Raw genomic sequence first — 18884 nt, forward strand, 5'->3', positions numbered from 1 at the left:
TGGCGGTGGAGTTCACCCGGGTCGTTCCCGCCTCGGGCAACCTGGCCGTCTGCGGGCAGCAGTTCTGGCTGGGCACCCACCGCGCCGGCCTCACCATCACGCTGCGGGCCGATACCGGCACCGTCGAGCTGCTGGCCGGCGGGGTCAGGATCAAGAAGGTCCCGTCCCGGCTCACCCCCCAGCACCTGCAACGGCTGATCGCCGAGGGCGGCAGGCGCATCCGGCCCGCTCCCGCACCGGTCCGGCCCGGCGTCGGCGGGGCGGTCGAGGTCGACCGGACCATTAACGCCAGCGGCCTGGTCGCCCTGGGCGGCCGGCAGTACGCGGTCGGCTACCAGTTCGCCGGGCGCCGGTTGACCGTCCGCGTCGACGGTGCCGTGCTGCACCTGAGCGATGGGCATACGCTGCTGCGCACCCTGCCCAACCCGCTCACCGGCGCGGAGATGGCCCGCCTCCGGGACGCCCGCCCCGCCGGGCCCGAACCACGCCCGGCCGCCGAACCCGTCCGCGTGCAGCGGCGCGTCAGCAGCCGCGGCCAGCTCTCCATCGCCGGCCAGCGCATCCGGGTGGGTATCGGCCACGCCGCCACGACCGTGACCGTCGAGGACACCGACGGGACCTTCCGCATCACCACGCATGCCGGGCAGGTCATCGCCGAGGTCGCCCGCACCACCACCAAGCCGATCGCCCGGTTCAAGGTCCGCAAGCCCCAGCACCAGCGGAAGGTCACCTCGGGCGGGTAGAACTGCGTCCATGGACGTGATCAAGCTGCAGCAGGCGTTAGACGATCTTTTCGACCAGGCCCTGCTGCGGCACGGCTTCGTGGATCACCTGCGCGACTACCAGCTCGTGATCCTGCCGATGCCCGACCCCCGGACCGGGACCACACCGACGCCGCGGCGTTACCTGTTCCGGTACTGCGTGCAGGCCACCTGCACCACCGCGCTGCCGGCCCACACCTGGCGGGTATCGCTCGATGACCGGCTCACCACCTACGAAACCGGCGTCGAGCTCGACGGATACGTCTGGGGCGTCAACTGGCAGGAGCTTTATCCCGGCGCCACGCTCATCACCGACTCACCCACCGCCCGCAGCTGGGCCGCAGCCATCGGCATCGATTTCCATGAAGTCCGGATCGAGACCAACGTGCACGACCTCACCCTGGTCTTCTCCGACCTGCACATCGAAGAACTTCCGCCCCCGTCACCGGGACACGGCCACGGATTCCCGGTTCAATAGGCACCAAGAGAACGACAGATCATCTAGCCGGAGTGTCACCCACCTCCCGAGCCGGATCTGTCACACAGGTCCTGAGACCTGACAGGCTGCCCGTAGCTGTGTGTGCTGCCCATGGCCGTGTCCGCCGCCCGCAGTTGCCGGAACCAGTTGCCTCCTGCCTATGACTATCCAGCGGTGTCCTATTCGTACTTAACAGTGTCACCAGGACGTGAGCCAGCGGAACTGACGCCTCACCGCCGCCGAATGACGAGGCGTCGTCGTGTCAGGACTCCGGCCCGCGGACCTCCACCTCGGCGGCGGGCAGAACCTCCATCTCGCCATCGGCGCGCTCCACCACGAAAACGGCGGTGCCCTCGGCGAGGTCCAACTGTTCCCGCTCCCGGTCGGTGGCCTCGCGGTAGATCCCCCGGCTCCCCGGTTCCATGACGACGACGGCGCCGGCGCCGCGCACGACCGTTCCCCAGTTGCGGACCGTGTAGACCATGCCCGAGTTGCGCAGGAGACCGATCGCCTTCAATACGGTGTTCCGTGCGACGCCGTACTCATGTTCCAAGGCGACCACGGACGGGAGGCGGCGGCGCGGCGGGTACTCGCCCGCCTCGATGCGCCTGCGCAGATCAGCGGCCACCTGCACGTACACCGGCTGTGCGCCATCAGGATCGATCACATTCCTAGAGTAGGGATATGCCCCGGTGCGGGCTGATTGCGCTCATCACCTATAACTATTCCTGCGTCACCCATAGGGTGAGTCCTGCGATACCTATAGCCTACTCACTGGTAGAGATTTACCCTCTGCCCCATGGCCTTTCCGAATGCTTTCAGAGTGCGCCGCCGAACCGGCACCCCATCAGCAGCCGGCGCAGGGCCCCAGCCAACCAAGCACGCGCGGGTCGAACCCGTCGCGGCCAAAGTCATGCGGCAGTCGATCAGCAGGCCCGCGAAGGGTCTTGAACCTGAGTGCGCAGCCGCGCCCATGGCAACCCTCGGCGGAAAGGTGGACGCAACTGTGAACATGCAGCCGACAACGGGCTACAACCTCAACACCCTCCGCGCTTCGTTTCCCAGCTGGGCCTTCTTCCGCAGCGACACCGGCGCCTTCTACGCGACGCGACGCGGCGTCCAACTCAACGACGCCGAACTCGACGCGGGCCTCCAGCAGACCGTGAGCGCCGACGACGCGGACACCTTCGTGGCGCTGCTGCACGAGCAACACCTGAGGGGGCGGAGCTGTGGCCACGCCAACGCCTGATCCAGAGCCGTGCGGCAACCAGCATGCGGCCCCGCCACCGCCCGAAGCGGAAGCGATCGATTGGGAGCCGAGTCATCCCCGCGTGAACCGAATACGAGTCCGCGCGCACACCTGCTCCTGCACGTCGCCGTACTTCGAGCTGTGCACAGCAGGTGGGCTCTGGTTCGTCCGGCGTTACACCAAGGAGAACCCCACCGTCGCCGCCGAAAGTCCCTGGCTGTTGGCGACTGCCGCTCAAGACCTGTGGACACGGCTCCTGACCGGTCAGGCCCGGTAACCGGACACCACCACTCGTCGACGTTCCCTACAGCCTTTCCAGAAGTCACGATGACATTGTCCGGGCAGACCGACTGGATGCCGGGCAGCCATCGAGAGTGCGCTTCGTCTGGGTCTGGTAGCCGTCCGGGACGGCGCCCTGCTGCCCTTGATCGAGGGCTGATGGTGTCGTGAAACTGACCGCACAGTGGCGTTGCTGCATAACGCTGCTGTACGGCCACGAAAAAGGCCCCCCGGGATCATCCCGAAGGGCCTTCTACCAGGTGCGCGGCCGAGAGGACTCGAACCCCTAACCTTCTGATCCGTAGTCAGATGCTCTATCCATTGAGCTACGGCCGCTCGCTGCGTAAGCAAGCATAGCGGGTTCTGAGCGATGCCTCGAACCAGTTACGGCTTTCATGACCCCGCCGGTTCCTCCTTCTTGGGCCACAGCGTGTAGCTGACCGGCCAGATCAGGGCGATCAGCGGGACCTTGGCCGCCTGGCCGAGGAACATGTACAGCTCCCCCATGCTCCCCGGCTTTCCCACGAGCCAGCCCATGGCCAGGACGACCGCCCAGGCGATCCCGTACGCGAGGACGATCCGCAGCCAGAAGATCCACTCGGAGCGGGTTCTGGCGGAGCCGGCCTCGGGCGGGCGGGGCGGTGGGGGGCCGCCGGCGTAGCGGTGGTGGAATTTGGCGTCGGCCCACTTGAGGGTGCTGTGGCCGAACACGATCGAATAGGCGAGGTACGCGGCCGCGAGGCCGTGTTTGAAGTCCGCCGGGGCGCCGCCGCGCATGTCGATGACCGCCGCCGCGAGCAGGATCACGTCCAGCAGGGGGACGCTGACCAGGAGCGCGGTGCTGAGGGCGCGGCGGTTCCACAGGTAGCGGCAGGCGAGGCCGAGACCGAGCAGGATCCAGAAGCCGATCTCGCAGGCGATGATGACGGCGACAATCACGATGTCCAGTCTTCCGGCTCGTACAGGGAAAACATCCTCTTGGGGGACGGCCTGTGGATACATCGAAGTGTGTATCCACAGGCCGTCCCGCGAAGGATCGAATTCGCCGCGCGACGTGGTGGGATGTGGGCATGAACCGCGTGGCGCTGGGTGCGGGCCTGGCCTTTCTCGTGGGCCTGGCGCTGATCGAGTCCGGGGCCCGCATCGACCGCGGCGTGCCCGATTGGGTGCTCGCCATCCCGCTGGCGATCACGTGTCTGGCCGTGCTGCTGCGTTACCGGTCGCCGCTGGGCTCGCTCGGGCTGGGCACGGTGGGAGTCGTCCTCGACCTGTTCGTGGGGCCATCGCTGGGCACGGTGCTCGTCTACACCGACAATCTGTACGCGGCCGCGCTCTACGGGCCGGCCCGGTTCTCCCGCTGGCTGCTGGTGATCACGACGGTGGCGGCGGTGGGGACCGGGGCGGTGACGGGGTTTCTCTGGGCCGACTGGCGGGCGCTCGCGCTCACCGTGGTCCAGCTGGGGCTGATCCTGGTCACGCCGGTGACCACCGCCCACATCCTGCGCCAGCACCGCGACCAGGCGGCGGCCGAGCGGGCCAGGGCCGAGCAGGTGGCGCGGCTGGCGGAGCTCGACCGGCAGGCGGCCATCACGTCCGAGCGGACACGGATGGCGCGCGAGCTGCATGACATGATCGCCAACCATTTCAGCGCCATCGCCATCCAGTCCACCGCGGTGCTGTCACGCAAGGACCTCGACGCGGCCACCGTGCGGACGATCATGGAGTCCGTACGGGAGAACAGCGTGCAGGGCCTGGCCGAGATGCGTTCCATGATCGGGCTGCTGCGGCAGGAGGGCGACGAGGGCGAGGCCCTGAGACCTCGGCTGCGCGACGCCGAGGGCCTGGTGGAGCGGTCGCGCCAGTCCGGGCTGGCCACCGAGCTGAGCGTCGACGGCCCGCCCCGTGACCTGCCCGCGCCCATTGACCTGGCGGCCTACCGGATCCTCCAGGAGGCGCTGACCAACGCGCTCAAACACGGCGACTCGCCGGCCAGGGTTCATCTGGTGTACGAGCCGGACCAGGTGTCGATCACCGTCGACAACGCGGCGAGCAGCCGGGACGACCGGCTGCCAGGGGCCGGTGCGGGCCTCGTGGGGATGAAGGAGCGGGCCGGTCTCGTGGGCGGGACGTTCGAGGCCGGGCCGCACGCGGACGGCTGGCGTGTCTCGGCGACGCTCCCGGCGCCGGGCCGGGAGGCGACGTGAAGTCCTCCAGGGTGGATGAAGGGCACCGTCGCCGGACGGACGGTGGCAACGCGGCATACGTCAAGGGGATCGCTGGGCGAGCTCGCAGCGCGGCATACGTCGGTGAGACCGGTGGACGAGGTTGCAGCGCGGCATACGTCGATGGGGCCGGTGGGGGAGATTGCAGCGTGGCATACGCCGGTGGGTGAGCTGGTGAAAGGCGAGGTGGGCCGAGTGGGCATCAAGGTGCTGGTGGCTGACGATCATGCCGCCGTGCGGGCCGGGATCGTGCTGATCCTGGATGGCGACGAGGACATCGAGGTGGTCGGGGAGGCGGCCGACGGTGTGGAAGCGGTCGCCATGGCCAAGGAGCTGCGGCCCGACGTGGTGCTGATGGACATCCGCATGCCCAGGATGGACGGCATCTCGGCCACGGCGGAGCTGGCGGGCATCACCGATGTGCTGATCCTGACGACGTTCGACGTGGACGAGTACGTGTTCGGCGCGTTGCGGGCAGGGGCCGCCGGGTTCCTGTTGAAGAACACGGACGCGGACGCGCTGGTCGACGCGGTGCGCTTGGTAGCCGGGGGTGACGGGCTGATCTCGCCGGGGGTGACGCGCAGGCTGATCAAGGCGTTCGGGGAGCAGGCGCCGGCGCGGCGGGAGCCGGTGGATCCGAAGACGCTGACGCCTCGGGAGCGGGAGGTGCTGGCGTGCATCGGGCGGGGGCTGTCCAACGCGGAGATCGCCGAAGAGCTCGCCATGGCCGAGGCGACGACGAAGACGCACGTCAGCCGGGTGCTCCACAAGCTGGGCCTGAAGAGCAGGGTGCAGGCGGCCATCTACTACTCAGAAGGGGAGATAGGGCCGTAATGTGGGCGTCGTGTCCATGCCACCGCCTCAACAGCCACAGCAGCCCCGGTCCACCGGCGTGGTCGTGGGGCTCGCGGTGGTCGGGCTCTTCGCCTACATCGTGGTCAACGTCTTCGTGGGGGTCGTCGCCGTGTCGATGGCCACGAACGTGGTGCTGGCACTGGCGGCCGGTTTCCTGGCCGTCGGCGCGCTCGGGGGCGGGGTGGTGTTGCTGTCGCTGCGCAGGCCGTGGTCCAAAGGGCTGGGCCTGGGGTTGATGATCGGCTGGGGGTTGGTGTCGATCGTGTCGGCCGGCTGGTGCACGGGGCTCAATCCGGGGTTGTACGCCTGAAAGCGGACGTCAACCGGCGGGTTCCATCCTGTTCGTCGGCCAAGAGGGAGAGGGATGACGACACCACCGCCGGACGATCCCGGCAAGCACGATCCGGGCCAGGAGGGACCGACCCGAAACTTCCGTGACGGGCTGCCGGGACAGGTTCCGCCGCCACCGCCACAGGGAGCGCCGTGGCAAGCGCCTCCCCCGGAGGGTCCTCCCTGGCAGGGCCCGCCGCAAGGCCACGCGCAGGAGCCGCCGCAGGGTCCTCCCTGGCAGGGCTCACCGCACGGCCCACCGCAGGGCCCGCCGCAGGGCCCGCCGCACGGTCCACCGCAGGGCCCGCCGCCCGGGCCCCCGTACGGTCCCGGGATGGGCGGTTGGGCGCCGCCCCCTCCCCCGCCGTCCACCGGCGACAAGGTCGGGATCACCATCGGGATGGCATTCGTAGGCTTGACCGTCTACAGCGTCGTCAACGCGATCCTCGGCTTCTTCGTCTTCCTCGGCGCCATCAGCACTCCCGAACACAGCCGACCCATGCTCATCGCCGGCACCGCGACGCTGGTGGGCCTCGGGCTGGTCGCGGGCCTCGTCCTGGTGCTGATCCGCAGACCCTGGACGCGCGGGATCGGGATAGGGCTGATGATCGGCTGGGCACTCTGGTCGATCTGCACGGCAGGGCTGTGCACGGGGCTGAACCCTGCACTGTACGGCGCGTGACATGCCGCTGCACGAGATCTTCGTCGGCCTCGGCGTCGCGGTCGCCTCGGTGGTGTTCTTCTACGAGGCCCGCAGCAGGGGCGCGCTCAACGAGCAGTCGCTGGTGGCCGTCACCGGCGCGCTGGTCGGCGGCGCCATCGGCATGCGCCTGGCCGGCTGGCTGGAGACGCTGGACCTGCAGCAGCTGTGGCTGTACGGCTCGCGCAGCGTCCTCGGCGGGCTGGCGGGCGCGTACGTCGGGGTCCTGGTCGCCAAGCGGATCATCGGCTACAAGGAGCGCACCGGTGACCTGTTCGCGCCGGCGGTGGCGCTGGGCATGGCGGTCGGCCGGATCGGCTGCCACCTGACCGAGGCCCCGGGCCGGCCGACCGGCCTGCCGTGGGGCGTCCACGCCCCCGCGAGCACGCCCGACTGCCCCGGCTGCCTGGCGGGGCAGGCGATGCATCCGTCGTTCCTGTACGAGATCGTCTTCCACCTGGCCGCGTTCGCCGCCCTGCTGTGGGCGCGCAAGCGGCTGACCCGGCCCGGTGAGCTGTTCACGTTGTATGTCGCGGCGTACGCGTTCTTCCGGTTTTGTGTGGAGTTCACCCGGGCCAACGACATCCTGTGGCTGGAGCTGACGGGCCCGCAGTGGTTCCTCCTGCCGGGGATGCTGCTGCTCGGGCTGAGGCTCGCGTACGGGTGGCGACGCGGCTACTACGCTGCCCTCTTCAAGCGAAAGGTCATGACATGAGCACGGGGATGGGTCTCCGAGGCGACCGCATCGTCCGCTACGTGAATGCGTTCTGCCCCCACTGCCACGGCCGCGACCTCGACCGGATCGAGCGGCTGAGCGGCTACCTGGCGGTGCGCGACGGCAAGGTGTGGCTGGAGCGGGGCTGCAGGGAGCACGGGCTGGTGCGCACGCTCTACGACGAGGACCCGGAGATCCTCGCCTACCTGGAGGAGTGGACCGCTCCAACCAAGCAGCACGTGCCGGATCTCGCGGGCAACTTCGATCCGGTGCCGGCGGCGTACCTCAAGGGGCTGCCCGAGCTGCAGACGCAGCACACCTGCATCCTGCTGGAGGACATCGCGGAGGCGTGCAACCTGCGCTGCCCCACGTGCTTCGCCGACAGCTCGCCCGAGCTCAACGGCGTGGTGCCTGTCGCCGAGGTGCTGGCGAACGTCGACCAGCGGCTGGCCAGGGAGAACGGCAAGCTCGACGTGCTCATGCTGAGCGGCGGCGAACCGACCCTGCACCCCGAGCTGAAGACGCTGCTGCACGAGCTGGCCGCACGGCCGATCACCCGTGTCCTGATCAACACCAACGGCGTGCTGATCGCCCGCGACGACGCCCTGCTCGACCTGCTCACCGAGCACCGCGAGCGGGTGGAGGTCTACCTGCAGTACGACGGCTCCTCGGCGGAGGCGTCGAGACACCACCGCGGCGGCGACCTGCGCAGGCTGAAGCGGCAGGCCGTGGCGCGGCTCTCGGAGCGGGAGATCTTCACCACGCTGGTGATGACGGCGGCGCTCGGCGTGAACGACGGCGAGATCGGCGACGTCGTCAAGGTGGCGCTCGACACCCCGTTCGTGGGCGGCGTGTCGCTGCAGCCGCAGTTCGGCTCGGGCAGGTCGGGGACGATCGACCCGATGGACCGGCTGACCCACACGGGCGTGCTCAAGCGGCTCGGCCCGCAGACCGGCGGGCTGGTGACGTGGCGTGACCTGACCGCGCTGCCGTGCTCCCACCCGCACTGCTGCTCGGTCGGCTACCTCATCCGCGACGACTCGCAGCGGTGGCGCTCGCTGGTGGCGCTGATCGGCCACGACCGGCTCAAGGAGAACCTGGGCCTGGTCGCCAACCGCATCGCCGACTCCGAGATCCCCCGCGAGCTGCGCCTGGCGGTGCAGGAGTCGCTGCTCGACCTGCTGTCGGAGCAGTCGTCGCTGTCGCATCCGCAGATCGGCGAGCTGTGGCGCAACATCTGCGAGAACTGCGACCTCGGCGTCTCCACGCTGCTCACGCTGGCCTCGTCGGCGCTGCCGGGCCGGCGCAAGAAGCTGCGCCGGATGATGGGCGAGCGGGTGGTCCGGATCACGATCAAGCCGTTCATGGACATCTCGACCATGATCGAGGAACGGCTCACGCAGTGCTGCGTGCACGTCGGCACCCGGTCGGCTCAGGACCAGTGCGCGCCGTTCTGCGCCGTGCAGGCATGGCCGCAGCTGTCGGCGCAGCGGCTGTCGGCGGTGGCGTCCGAACCGCGGCTGCGGCTCCCGCTGGAGGTGCTCCCGTGACGACTCCACCAAGCACGCCGTACGATCCGCTCCGGTTGTGCGTGTACGCGACGATCGCGCTGCTGGCTTGGGTGTTCGGGCCGTGGGCGCTGCTGGCCTTCGCCGGGCTGGGGTTCGCGGGTTACTGGAAGGCGCGGCGGGCCGGGCTGACCCGGAGCAAGTGCCTGCTCCGGGACACCCGGCTGGTCCTCGCCTACCTGGGCGTGCTCGCGCTGGCGGCGGTGACGGCGATCGTGCTGTCCTTCACATGACGGCGAGCAGGTTCACCACGGTCAGGTTCGAGCCTTCCCGCCAGGAGAAGACCGTGGGGACGCCGCCGCCGAACTCGGCCTCGTCAAGGCCCACGACCTCTTCGGTGGTGAGGTCGTACAACGCCTGGATGACCGGCCCGGAGGACAGCCGGCCGAGCACGAACCGGTCGGCGGGCAGGCCTTCGAACACCAGAGGGCGCAGGTCGGCGGGGATCGGCCGGCGGTCCGATCCGTCGGGCCGCTGGCGGAAGGGGCCGCCGTCGAGCACGCCCGCGCACCACTGGATGCCGCAGATCAGACCGCGGGCTCCGCTCGGCACCGAGACGTCGGCCGACCGGCCGGTTTCCAGGTTGACCGTGCGGTTCTGGTTCCGCTCGTGCGACTCGCCCGCGGTGTAGCCGGCGGCCAGCGGCCATGACCTGAGATGGAGGCCGTCGGTGCCCTTGATCTTCTCCGGCTTGCCACCGGTCAGCGGGAGCCGGTAGACGCCGCCCCGCTCGACGGAGAACACGATGTGGTCGCCGGTGATGTCGACGGCGTCCACCTGGGCCAGCTCTCCGGTCAGCTTGGCGACGTGCCCGGACTCGCCGCCGGCTCGCGGCACGTACCAGAAGTCGGCCCATGCGCCTTCGCCGGCGTGAGGCGTCTCGCCCCACCAGACGATGTGATTGTCCCTCGCCTTGACGTCGCGGAAGCGGTAGCCCGGCACGTTGGGCTTCGGCATGCTGGTGACCGTCCGGAACTGCCTGATTCCGGTGTCGAACACCTCCAGGCGATCCGGCTTCACGCCGGGTGCCACGGCGCTCACCAGCACCTCGGCCGGGCTGATCGCGGCCATCGGCTGGTATTCCCGGCCGTCGACGGCCGTGCCCGGCACCGTGAACATCGCCTCGGGCCAGACCTCGGCGGCCTGCTCGACGCCCCGGGTGACCTCGGCCGCCGGTCGCGCCCGCCCGCCGCCGTCGGACAGGACCGCCGTCGTGCCTCCCGCCACCAGCACCACCGCGGCGGCGGCCAGCGCCATCCGCGCCCACCCTCCGCGCCGGCGCGACCGGCGGCGGGCGGCCACCGAGGCCGCCAGCGTGGGCTCCGGCTCGGCGTGCCCGGCGGCGGTGCGCAGGGTGCGGATCAGGTCCTCTTCGCTTCTCATCGCGCCTCCTCCAGCGCATGCGTGATCCGGAGCTTGCCCAGGGCGCGCGCGGCCTGGCTGCGCACGGTGCCGCGCGAGACGCCGAGGATCTCCGCGATCTCGTCGTCGGGGAGATCCTCGTAGTAGCGCAGCACGAGCACGGCACGCATCCGGCGGGGCAGCCTGCCCAGCTCGGCCCAGAGGTCGGCGTCGTCGTACCGGTCGAAGTCGCCGCGCTCGGGCACGGCCGCGACGAGGTCCTCGCGGTGGCGGCGCCGCCAGGCGTTGATGTGCAGCCGAACCATGGTGGTGCGCACGTAGCCTTCGGGGCTGTCCTTCTTGCGCACCCGCGACCACGCGTTGCCCAGCCTGGCCAGCGCCTCCTGGACGAGGTCGGCCGCGTCCTCGGTGTTTCCGGTCAGTACGTAGCCGTACCGGAGGAGAGCGTCACCCCTGGCTCGGACGAACTCGTCGAACGATTGGTCCACGGATCCAAGGACCGTGAGAGGGGCGCTTCTGTTGCATCACTCGGCGGGCACGTACAGGGAGAGGGTCTCGGCGACGCAGGCGGGGCGGCGCTCGCCCTCGACCTCGATGGTCATCTTGAGCGCCGACAGGTAGCCCGCCGGGGTGCCCTTGACGCTGGTCAGCTCGGCGACGGCGCGGACGCGCGAGCCGACCGGGACGGGGCGGGGGAAGCGGACCTTGTTCAGGCCGAAGTTGACGCCCATCTGGATGCCCTCGACGCGGATCAGCTCGAACATGAACGACGGCAGCAGCGACAGGCTCAGGTAGCCGTGGGCGATCGTGCCGCCGAACGGGCCCTCCTTGGCCCGCTCGGCGTCGACGTGGATCCACTGGTGGTCGTCGGTGGCGTCGGCGAACAGGTTGACCCTGTCCTGGGTGATCGTGCGCCACTCGGTGGGGCCGAACGTCTCGCCGACGCCGTCCTTGAGCTCCTGGATGTTCGCGAAGGTCCGCATGAGGCCGAACGCTATTGGGCAGGTGGGACGGCTGCCAAGTTGAGCACCCGGAACTCGTCCGGCTTGTCCCCCTTGGTCGCTCCCCAGTAGAGGATCGTGCTGGGCTCGGACGAGGTGCCGGTGCCGTACCAGTCGGTCGGCTCGTCGAGGCGGCCCAGCTTGTCCGTGGCGAGGTCGTACACGTCGCTGTCGACCAGGAAGCGCTCCAGCGCGGGATAGGCGTGCATCCTGACGCCGCGGACCTGACGCGACCGCGGCGTGCCGGTGCCGTCGGCGCGCTGGATCAGCAGGCCGTCATCCCTCTGGCCGTGGCACCAGACGGGGCCGCACCTCCAGCCGGTCACGCCCGGCGGCGCAGCCGTGGTCCGGGTCGTGCCGTCGGCGAGGTTCACCAGCCGGGTCTGGTTGTGCTCGAAGCCCTCGGGGCCCTTGGCGACGTCGGCGGCCCAGGGCCACGCGATCAAGTGAAGGCCGTCGCCGCCGGGGACGCGCTCCGGGTCGCCGCCCGCGAGCGGGACGCGCCACACGCCGCCGTCGGTCTCGGACCAGACCACGTGGCCGCCGCCGATGGAGATCCCGTCGAGGCCGGCGTCCTCGCCGGTGCGGGTGGCGAGGAGCCTCGCCGCGCCGCCGGCCAGGGGGGCGGTCCAGATCTCGCGTACGGGGGTGCCGTCAGCCCGTTCGCCGGATCCGGACCAGGCGATGTCGGCGGGGCCCACGGTCGCGGACTGGGGGAAGTACCTCTTCAGGCCCCTGCCTCTCGGCACCTGGGTGACCACCCTGGCCGTCCCGGTCCCGGTGTCGTAGATCTCGAACGTGCCGGCCTTCTCGAACGAGGACTCGGCGGCGAGCAGCACCTGAGTGGCGCTGAGCGCGGTGACCGGGCGGTAGCGCCAGCCGTCGGCGTTGGTCGCCGGCATCGTGAACAGCGCCTGCGGCCACAGCTCCGTCACCGTCGCCGCGACGGGGGCCAAGGTGACCATCGCGGTGGCCGCCGGCCGGGAACCCTCTCCTTCCCCCGGGCCGAGACCCCTGACCACCGCCGTGCCCGTACCCGCCACCGCGATCACCGCCGCCGCGGCGAGCACCTGGACCCGCCGCATGGTGCGCCTTCGACGGAGCCGGGCGACGCCTGCCAGCAGATCCGTGTCGGGCGCGCCCGCCGCGCCTTCGCGCAGGGCCCTGACCAGCTCTTCCTCGGTCCTCACGAATGCCTCCCCTCGAAGACGGCCGGCCGTACCCGGAGCGTGTTGAGCGCACGGAAGGCCAGGCTCCGAACCGTTCCGCGTGAGATGCCGAGGATGTCGGCGATCTCCTGGTCCGACAGGTCCTCGTAGTAGCGCAGCACCAGCACGACACGCTGCCTGCCCGGCAGCGTGGCCAGTTCCCTCCACAACTCACCGGTGGAGTGGGCGTCGGTGTACGAGCCATCGGGGACGTCGTCCGTGATCCGCTCGCGCCGCCGCCTGCGCCACCAGCTCACGTGCTGCCTGGCCATGGTGATGCGCACGTACGCCTCGGGGTTGTCCTTGTTGCGCACCCGCCGCCAGGAGTCGCCCAGCTTGAGCAGCGCTTCCTGTACGAGGTCGGCGGCGTCGTCGGGGTTGCCCGTGAGCACATACCCGTAGCGCAGCAGGGCCGGCCCGCGGGCGCGGACGAAATCCTCGAACTCCACACTTCCATGACGCACGGGGGCGCGGAGCTGTTGCGAAGATCTTTACCTGAAATCATCGCGCACCTGTTCGAGTCCGCGCTACAGTCGTACCAGCGCGAATCGAACAGAGGTTCGGCCTGGTGAGAGGGGGTGTGTCCGGTGACGGTGCTCGCGATGCCCCCTGCTCGGACACGCCATCACACTTTCTTCCCGAATCTAAGACGCCCGCTATATGGCGCAATAAAGTCGGAGAGCGTGGACCCCGTGCGCAATCCTTATGCCCCCGGAGCCGGGCAGCGTCCGCCGGAGCTCGCCGGGCGCGACCGTGAGCTGCAGCAGTTCGAGGTCGTGCTGGAGCGGGTGGCCCGCGGGCGGCCCGAGCGCAGCATGGTCATCACCGGCCTGCGCGGCGTCGGCAAGACCGTGCTGCTCAACACGTTCCGCTCGATGGCCATCCAGCGGCTGTGGGGCACGGGCAAGATCGAGGCCAGGCCCGATCAGTCGATCCGCAGGCCCGTCGCCGCCGCCCTCCACATGGCGATCCGCGAGCTGGCGCCGCGCCACCGCGCGCCGGAGCGCATCGAGGAGTTCCTCGGCGTGCTGAAGGCGTTCGCGATGCGCGACCCGTCCGCCGCCAAGGGCACCTCCCACTGGTCGCCCGGCATCGAGGTGCCGGCCACGCGCGGCCGCGCCGACTCCGGCGACCTGGAGATCGACCTCACCGAGCTGTTCGTCGACGCCGCGGGCGTCGCGACCGACCTGGGCGTGGGCATCGCGCTGTTCATCGACGAGATGCAGGACGTCCAGTCCGCCGACATCTCGGCCCTGTGCGCCGCCTGCCACGAGCTGTCGCAGACCGGCGGCCCGCTGATCGTGGTCGGGGCAGGGCTGCCGCACCTGCCGAGCGTGCTGTCGGCCAGCAAGAGCTACTCCGAGCGGCTCTTCCGCTACGCCCGCATCGACAAGCTCGACCGAGAGGCCGCCGACCTGGCGCTCATGCTGCCCGCGCGCGAGGAAGACGTCGAGTTCACCCAGGAGGCGCTCGACGCCCTCTACGACGCGGCCGACGGCTACCCCTACTTCGTGCAGGCCTACGGCAAGGTCGCCTGGGATCTCGCGCCGCGCAGCCCGATCACGCTCGACGACGTCCGGGTGTCGGCGCCGGAGGCCGAGGAGGAGCTGGCCGTGGGCTTCTTCGGCAGCCGCTACGAACGCGCGACCCCGGCCGAGCGCGACTACATGCGGGCCATGGCCGAGATCGGCGACGAGCCGGTGGCGACCGCCGACGTGGCGGAGTCCCTGGGCCGCAAGCCGTCGAGCCTGTCCCCCGCCCGCGACAGCCTGATCAAGAAGGGTCTGATCTACAGCGCCGAGCGCGGGCTGATCGCGTTCACCGTGCCGCATTTCGGGAGGTTCCTGCGTGCCCAACCGATCTAGACGGCACCCCTAGACCTCTATTGGGTTGTCTAGAGGGGAAGCTAGATAGCCCAATAGAGTTAAATCGTCATGCCCGTCGAGGGAAATCTAGCCCTCTCTAGCGTCAGGCCGATACTGGCGTATACGAGGGCAGAGACTCGCTGTCCGCCTCGACCACCGCCACCCTGACGGCCGGTCGGCGGCCGGCCATGAAGACGGCGAACACCACGTCGTCCTGCTGGTGGTTCTTGAACGCGAAGAACCGCCAGCACAGCTCGCGCCAGCTGTCGTAGGGCTCGGCCGTGGTCAGCTCCGCCCGGTGGGCCCGCCACGTGCCGCTCGACCGCAGCCGCGCCAGCATGATCCCCTCGGCGGGCCCGCGGCGCTGCTCACACGGCGCCCGGTGGCGGGCCCGCTCGATCAGCTCGTCGATCTCGGGCGAGAGCACGGCCAGCACCAGCAGCCCGGCCAGCGTGAACTCCCACGACGGCTGGGCGAACGCCATCCAGCCGGGCACCGGCGCCCACACCGTCACCACGGCCATGCCGGTCAACGCCATGGTCCTGGCGATCGACCGTACCCCGACCGGAGCCGAGCTGACCTCGCCGAAGCACCCGCAGCCCGCGTCGGGCCGGCGCCTGCGCAGCTCCAGGAGCACGTACGTGGACATGGCGAAGAACGCGACCGTCGCGAAACGGAAGATCGGGTGCGTGGTGAGCAGCAGCCCGGCGGCCAGCACCAGCTCCGCCGCCCCGCACGCCAGCAGCGCCGGGGCCCGGAAGCGGCCGGGCACCAGCACGGCGGGGCCGAGCCTGGCCAGCGCATTCGGCTCCCTGCCGGACCGTATGACGGCCACCTTCGCCGCCGTGCCGAGGCACAGCAGGACGATCAGGACCGGCAGCTGCGATGCCAGCATGTACCTCACCCCAAGCCGATCTGCGCGTTGAAACACCCTTTGACCAGGTCGCCGCCGAGTTCGACGTACGAGAGGGGCGACAGCTCGGCGATCCGCCCGCGCGGCGAGGTGTCGCACTCGACGCAGCGGTCGCAGAAGCGCCCGGCCAGGCAGCCGCACGCGACGATCGGCACGTTCGCCGAGCGGCCGTCGCACACATTGTGCACCTGCAGCAGCGAGCCGATCGCGAGGTAGGGCAGCCCGGCGCAGGACACCCCGGCGTCCGGGCAGCCCGCGTCGGAGCGCTCCACCATGGGGTAGGCCGCGCCCCGCTCGTCCTCGTCGAAGGCGTCGGCCCAGGTGACGGTGCCGGAGATGCGGGAGGTCATGCCGCCGTAGGCGGGCGGCGGCGCCGGCACCGACCGCGCCGGGTAGGCGGGCTGGGAGGTGGCGGGCAGCATGGCCAGCGCCGTGCCGTCCTTCCTGATGCCGATCGCGTCGAACAGGTAGCCCGGCTCGAACTGGGGATGGCGCACCCGCAGCCTGCCGGTCGCGCGGTACGGGATGAGAATGGTCCGGCGGCCCCGGTGCGGCCCGCAGTCGAGCTCGACCGTGACGTCCTTGCGGCCTTCGACGGACATGATCGTGCCGGTGATGCGGATCGTGTCGGCCCAGATGCGCTCGACCACGCGGCCCTCGCGCGTACGCATGACGACCCTGGCCCCGACGGGCAGGTCGGCGGGCGTGACGTCGGCGCCGTGCCAGGCCTTGGCCCACGGCGCGATGACCAGCCGCTCACTCCCGCCCTCGGGGGTCTCGACGAGGATGAGGTGCGGGCTGACGTCGCGGATCTGCCCGGTGACCGCGCGTAGCGGCTCCCCCTCCGCGCCCGGGCCCGGAACTCCCGGCTCGCGGCCCAGCACCGCGGCGGCCAGCACCCGCCTGCGGTCAACGCTCGGATACGCCATGCGTTCTAGGGTCACACGGCCGGAAGAGAGGTCGCGCCGTACGCCGCAGACAAGAGCAAAATACGCATCCCCCAGTGAAGGAGATGACATCCGGCGTCGAACAATCTGCCACCGACCTTGACGGACCTTTGTCGTCGGCGGGCCGAATCCTGGATTGCGGGTCAGCCTGATCAGGGCTCTGGGCTGCGATTCTGGCCACGATGCAGACGGCCAGGGTGGAAGAAGAGTTCCGCGAGTACGTACGAGCGCGCGGTCCGGCGCTGCTGCGTGCCGCGAACCAGCTCACCGGGCACCCGCTGGACGCCGAGGATCTGCTGCAGAACGCGCTCACCAAGACCTATCTGGCCTGGGACCGCATCCAGGACAGGGCCGCGCTCGACGGGTACGTGCGGCGGGCCATGGTCAACATCAACATCTCGCAGTGGCGGCGCAGGAAGCTGGAAGAGTACCCGTCGGACGAGCTGCCCGAGACGGTCATCGTCACGGACAGTGCCGGCGGCGAGGTGCACGAGCGGCTGGAGCAGGCGTTGCAGGGGCTGCCCGCGCGCATGCGGGCGGCGGTCGTGCTGCGGTACTACGAGGACATGACCGAACCGGAGATCGCCAGGAGACTCGGCATCAGCGTGGGCACGGTGAAGAGCACCGTGTCGCGGGCGATGGCCAAGCTCAGGACTGAGCTGTCACCTCTACAGCCCCCGCCGTAGCGCAGGGCCGCACGACGCTCCGGATCTTGCGGAGCGCGGCCAGGAACCCGTCCAGCTCCTCCCCGCTGAGCAGGCCCGTGAGGAGCTCGTCGACGTCGGCCAGGTGCTGGGGCAGCACCTCCTCCAGCTTCTCCCGGCCGGCCGGGGTGAGCGTAGCGTATGAGGCGCGGCGGTCGGTGGCGCACGCCTCGCGGATGACCAGGCCGTCACGTTCCAAACGATCGACCACGCGGGTCACCCCGCTCGTGGACAGGCCGGTCTGCGCCGCCAGGTCGGTCATGCGCAGCGCCTGCCGGGGCGAGCGGCCGAGCCTGATCAGCGTCTCGAAGTCGATCTCCGACAGGCCCGCGGCGTTGAACACCGGCTGCAATCTGGCCGTCAGCCCTGCGTAAACCTCCGTCAGCAGCCCGATGGCTGTCAGCCGAGGGTCGTTCATGTTGGTCACATCCATACTGTAGACGACGTTAGTTGACGGAGGGAATATTCCTCGTGTAGATGTTTGTTGTCGCAACTGTCCGCACAACAAGCACACTCCTGAAGGACTTCTTCTCATGACCACTCGCACCTGGAACGGCCTGACCATCCCCGTCGCGGGCACCTACGCTCTCGACGTCGCCCACACCCGCATCGGCTTCGTCGTCAAGCACATGATGGTCAGCAAGGTCCGCGGCAACTTCTCCGAGTTCTCCGGCAGCATCACGATCGCCGAGGACCTCCTCCAGTCGACCGCCGAGCTCACGATCAAGACCGAGAGCATCAGCACGGGCGTCGGCGACCGCGACGGCCACCTGCGCAGCGACGACTTCCTCTCCGTCGAGAAGTTCCCCGAGATCACCTTCCGGAGCAAGCGCGTCGTCGCCGACGGCGGCGACGAGTTCAAGGTCGTCGGCGACCTCACGATCCGCGACGTCACCAAGGAAGTCGAGCTCGACGTCGAGTACGGCGGCGTCGGCACCAACCCGTGGGGCCAGCCGGTGTGGGGCTTCTCGATCAGCACCGAGGTGGACCGCGAGGAGTTCGGCCTGACCTGGAACCAGGCCCTGGAGACCGGCGGCGTCCTGGTCGGCAAGAAGGTCAAGATCGAGATCGAGGGCGAGGCCAACCCGGCCGCCTGAGTCCTGGGTTATCCACAGGCTTGAGCCCGCCCTCGACCAGGGGCGGGCTCTTTTCCACAGCCCGTTACCCACAGGCTGTGGATGACTCGCCCCCACGGTGGACGGGTTACCGCTTTGCCGCCTGGGCCGAAGGCCGGTACTCTAACTCTGGCCACACGGCTCCCGAGGAGGATTCGCCTAGTCAGGTCTATGGCGCCGCACTGCTAATGCGGTTTGGGTTTACCGCCCATCCGGGGTTCAAATCCCCGATCCTCCGCTCTTCGAAGGCCCTCTTCCCCTAGATGGGGAGAGGGCCTTTTTGATCTTAAAGGACGTCATAGTTGCAGTCTTAGTTGCAACGGCTACGGATTTCCCCAGAGAGCGGACGCGAGCCGTTCCCCCGCATCGCGCATCAGCGGTGTGGATACGTGCGTGTAACGCTGGGTGGTCGTCACACGAGTGTGACCGAGAACCTGCTGTACAACTCGGATGTTCACACCTTGCTCGATGAGGAGCGTCGCGGCTGTATGCCGGGCATCGTGGACGCGGACATCCCGGGTTAGCGTCCACGGGAGTGGTGTACGGGTTTGAACCCGTTCGTCACCTTGGCGCCCGTAAGGGAAGATCGATGTGACATGAGGGCGGCCACTC

23 protein-coding genes, 2 tRNA genes and 1 pseudogene are annotated in these 18884 nt (G+C 69.7%); 14 read left to right on the forward strand and 12 right to left on the reverse strand.

All coding sequences use genetic code 11. From position 1 onward, the window contains the following. Both ACZ6YG_RS44315 and ACZ6YG_RS44320 read left to right on the forward strand, forming a co-directional pair. Nucleotides 1–743, forward strand: a pseudogene (locus ACZ6YG_RS44315) (IS481 family transposase); the annotation flags it as partial. Between the two features lie 10 nt (nt 744–753). Beyond that, entirely contained in the window at nt 754–1239 is a 486-nt protein-coding gene (locus ACZ6YG_RS44320; protein ID WP_466021332.1) for a YxiG-like protein, read from the forward strand. 262 nt (nt 1240–1501) lie between these two features. On the opposite strand, the gene ACZ6YG_RS44325 is transcribed toward ACZ6YG_RS44320, so the two are convergent. After that, complete coding sequence (locus ACZ6YG_RS44325) at nt 1502–1906, reverse strand: GntR family transcriptional regulator (protein ID WP_466021333.1); 405 nt, start codon at nt 1904–1906, stop codon at nt 1502–1504. Between the two features lie 132 nt (nt 1907–2038). Here ACZ6YG_RS44325 and ACZ6YG_RS44330 point away from each other — a divergent pair, with 132 nt between their 5' ends. Next, nucleotides 2039–2488, forward strand: coding sequence for a hypothetical protein (locus tag ACZ6YG_RS44330; protein ID WP_466021334.1), 450 nt, complete (start codon nt 2039–2041; stop codon nt 2486–2488). Between the two features lie 542 nt (nt 2489–3030). Here ACZ6YG_RS44330 and ACZ6YG_RS44335 read toward each other — a convergent pair. Then, a tRNA-Arg gene (locus ACZ6YG_RS44335) sits at nt 3031–3103 on the reverse strand. Between the two features lie 57 nt (nt 3104–3160). Continuing rightward, nucleotides 3161–3706, reverse strand: coding sequence for a hypothetical protein (locus ACZ6YG_RS44340; RefSeq protein WP_271276287.1), 546 nt, complete (start codon nt 3704–3706; stop codon nt 3161–3163). Nucleotides 3707–3837: 131 nt separating this feature from the next. Between ACZ6YG_RS44340 and ACZ6YG_RS44345 the strand changes: the two genes are divergently transcribed. From ACZ6YG_RS44345 to ACZ6YG_RS44375, 7 genes are all read left to right on the forward strand, one after another. Beyond that, entirely contained in the window at nt 3838–4971 is a 1134-nt protein-coding gene (locus ACZ6YG_RS44345) for a sensor histidine kinase (protein WP_261809008.1), read from the forward strand. 180 nt (nt 4972–5151) lie between these two features. Next, complete coding sequence (locus ACZ6YG_RS44350) at nt 5152–5823, forward strand: response regulator transcription factor (protein WP_308249186.1); 672 nt, start codon at nt 5152–5154, stop codon at nt 5821–5823. Nucleotides 5824–5833: 10 nt separating this feature from the next. Next, a complete protein-coding gene (locus ACZ6YG_RS44355) occupies nt 5834–6154 on the forward strand; it encodes a hypothetical protein (protein WP_187281569.1) in 321 nt (106 codons plus the stop codon). 354 nt (nt 6155–6508) lie between these two features. After that, the gene (locus ACZ6YG_RS44360) at nt 6509–6856 is read left to right on the forward strand and encodes a hypothetical protein (protein WP_466021335.1); all 348 of its coding nucleotides are present in this window, start codon (nt 6509–6511) and stop codon (nt 6854–6856) included. A gap of 1 nt (nt 6857) precedes the next feature. Beyond that, nucleotides 6858–7589, forward strand: coding sequence for a prolipoprotein diacylglyceryl transferase (locus ACZ6YG_RS44365; protein ID WP_148036117.1), 732 nt, complete (start codon nt 6858–6860; stop codon nt 7587–7589). Continuing rightward, nucleotides 7586–9139: a radical SAM protein gene (locus tag ACZ6YG_RS44370; protein ID WP_466021336.1), complete on the forward strand. Its 1554-nt coding sequence runs from the start codon at nt 7586–7588 to the stop codon at nt 9137–9139. Before ACZ6YG_RS44365 ends, ACZ6YG_RS44370 begins: the two co-directional genes overlap by 4 nt. Beyond that, nucleotides 9136–9390 (forward strand): hypothetical protein, encoded by a 255-nt coding sequence (locus ACZ6YG_RS44375; RefSeq protein WP_148036115.1) that lies wholly within the window; start codon nt 9136–9138, stop codon nt 9388–9390. The genes ACZ6YG_RS44370 and ACZ6YG_RS44375 overlap by 4 nt, the downstream gene beginning before the upstream one ends. On the opposite strand, the gene ACZ6YG_RS44380 is transcribed toward ACZ6YG_RS44375, so the two are convergent. From ACZ6YG_RS44380 to ACZ6YG_RS44400, 5 genes are read right to left on the reverse strand one after another with little or no spacing between them, the layout of a single operon-like run. Continuing rightward, nucleotides 9383–10540 carry a hypothetical protein gene (locus ACZ6YG_RS44380; protein WP_466021337.1) on the reverse strand — a complete coding sequence of 386 codons (1158 nt, stop codon included), beginning with the start codon at nt 10538–10540 and terminating at the stop codon, nt 9383–9385. The genes ACZ6YG_RS44375 and ACZ6YG_RS44380 overlap by 8 nt on opposite strands. Next, nucleotides 10537–11007: a SigE family RNA polymerase sigma factor gene (locus tag ACZ6YG_RS44385; protein WP_148036113.1), complete on the reverse strand. Its 471-nt coding sequence runs from the start codon at nt 11005–11007 to the stop codon at nt 10537–10539. The genes ACZ6YG_RS44380 and ACZ6YG_RS44385 overlap by 4 nt, the downstream gene beginning before the upstream one ends. A gap of 36 nt (nt 11008–11043) precedes the next feature. Then, entirely contained in the window at nt 11044–11502 is a 459-nt protein-coding gene (locus ACZ6YG_RS44390) for a MaoC family dehydratase (protein WP_148036112.1), read from the reverse strand. Nucleotides 11503–11513: 11 nt separating this feature from the next. Next, nucleotides 11514–12710 carry a TolB-like translocation protein gene (locus ACZ6YG_RS44395; RefSeq protein ID WP_466021338.1) on the reverse strand — a complete coding sequence of 399 codons (1197 nt, stop codon included), beginning with the start codon at nt 12708–12710 and terminating at the stop codon, nt 11514–11516. After that, nucleotides 12707–13177, reverse strand: coding sequence for a SigE family RNA polymerase sigma factor (locus tag ACZ6YG_RS44400; RefSeq protein ID WP_271276281.1), 471 nt, complete (start codon nt 13175–13177; stop codon nt 12707–12709). Before ACZ6YG_RS44400 ends, ACZ6YG_RS44395 begins: the two co-directional genes overlap by 4 nt. 243 nt (nt 13178–13420) lie before the next feature. Here ACZ6YG_RS44400 and ACZ6YG_RS44405 point away from each other — a divergent pair, with 243 nt between their 5' ends. After that, entirely contained in the window at nt 13421–14593 is a 1173-nt protein-coding gene (locus ACZ6YG_RS44405; protein ID WP_425571063.1) for an AAA family ATPase, read from the forward strand. A 103-nt stretch (nt 14594–14696) separates the two neighbouring features. Here ACZ6YG_RS44405 and ACZ6YG_RS44410 read toward each other — a convergent pair whose 3' ends face one another. Beyond that, nucleotides 14697–15488 (reverse strand): MauE/DoxX family redox-associated membrane protein, encoded by a 792-nt coding sequence (locus tag ACZ6YG_RS44410; RefSeq protein WP_466021339.1) that lies wholly within the window; start codon nt 15486–15488, stop codon nt 14697–14699. Nucleotides 15489–15493: 5 nt separating this feature from the next. Then, the gene (locus ACZ6YG_RS44415) at nt 15494–16435 is read right to left on the reverse strand and encodes a hypothetical protein (protein ID WP_466021340.1); all 942 of its coding nucleotides are present in this window, start codon (nt 16433–16435) and stop codon (nt 15494–15496) included. Nucleotides 16436–16635: 200 nt separating this feature from the next. Between ACZ6YG_RS44415 and ACZ6YG_RS44420 the strand changes: the two genes are divergently transcribed. Beyond that, nucleotides 16636–17139: a SigE family RNA polymerase sigma factor gene (locus tag ACZ6YG_RS44420; protein WP_148036106.1), complete on the forward strand. Its 504-nt coding sequence runs from the start codon at nt 16636–16638 to the stop codon at nt 17137–17139. Here ACZ6YG_RS44420 and ACZ6YG_RS44425 read toward each other — a convergent pair. Continuing rightward, nucleotides 17102–17590 carry a MarR family winged helix-turn-helix transcriptional regulator gene (locus ACZ6YG_RS44425; RefSeq protein ID WP_148036105.1) on the reverse strand — a complete coding sequence of 163 codons (489 nt, stop codon included), beginning with the start codon at nt 17588–17590 and terminating at the stop codon, nt 17102–17104. The genes ACZ6YG_RS44420 and ACZ6YG_RS44425 overlap by 38 nt on opposite strands. 100 nt (nt 17591–17690) lie before the next feature. Here ACZ6YG_RS44425 and ACZ6YG_RS44430 point away from each other — a divergent pair, with 100 nt between their 5' ends. Together ACZ6YG_RS44430 and ACZ6YG_RS44435 are read left to right on the forward strand one after the other, a co-directional pair. Next, complete coding sequence (locus tag ACZ6YG_RS44430) at nt 17691–18254, forward strand: YceI family protein (protein WP_397196542.1); 564 nt, start codon at nt 17691–17693, stop codon at nt 18252–18254. A gap of 166 nt (nt 18255–18420) precedes the next feature. Continuing rightward, nucleotides 18421–18510: transfer RNA gene (locus tag ACZ6YG_RS44435), tRNA-Ser, on the forward strand. A gap of 85 nt (nt 18511–18595) precedes the next feature. On the opposite strand, the gene ACZ6YG_RS44440 is transcribed toward ACZ6YG_RS44435, so the two are convergent. Next, a complete protein-coding gene (locus tag ACZ6YG_RS44440; RefSeq protein WP_466021341.1) occupies nt 18596–18859 on the reverse strand; it encodes a tyrosine-type recombinase/integrase in 264 nt (87 codons plus the stop codon). Nucleotides 18860–18884: the final 25 nt, after the last annotated feature.

This window comes from Nonomuraea sp. NPDC054003, assembly GCF_055585125.1.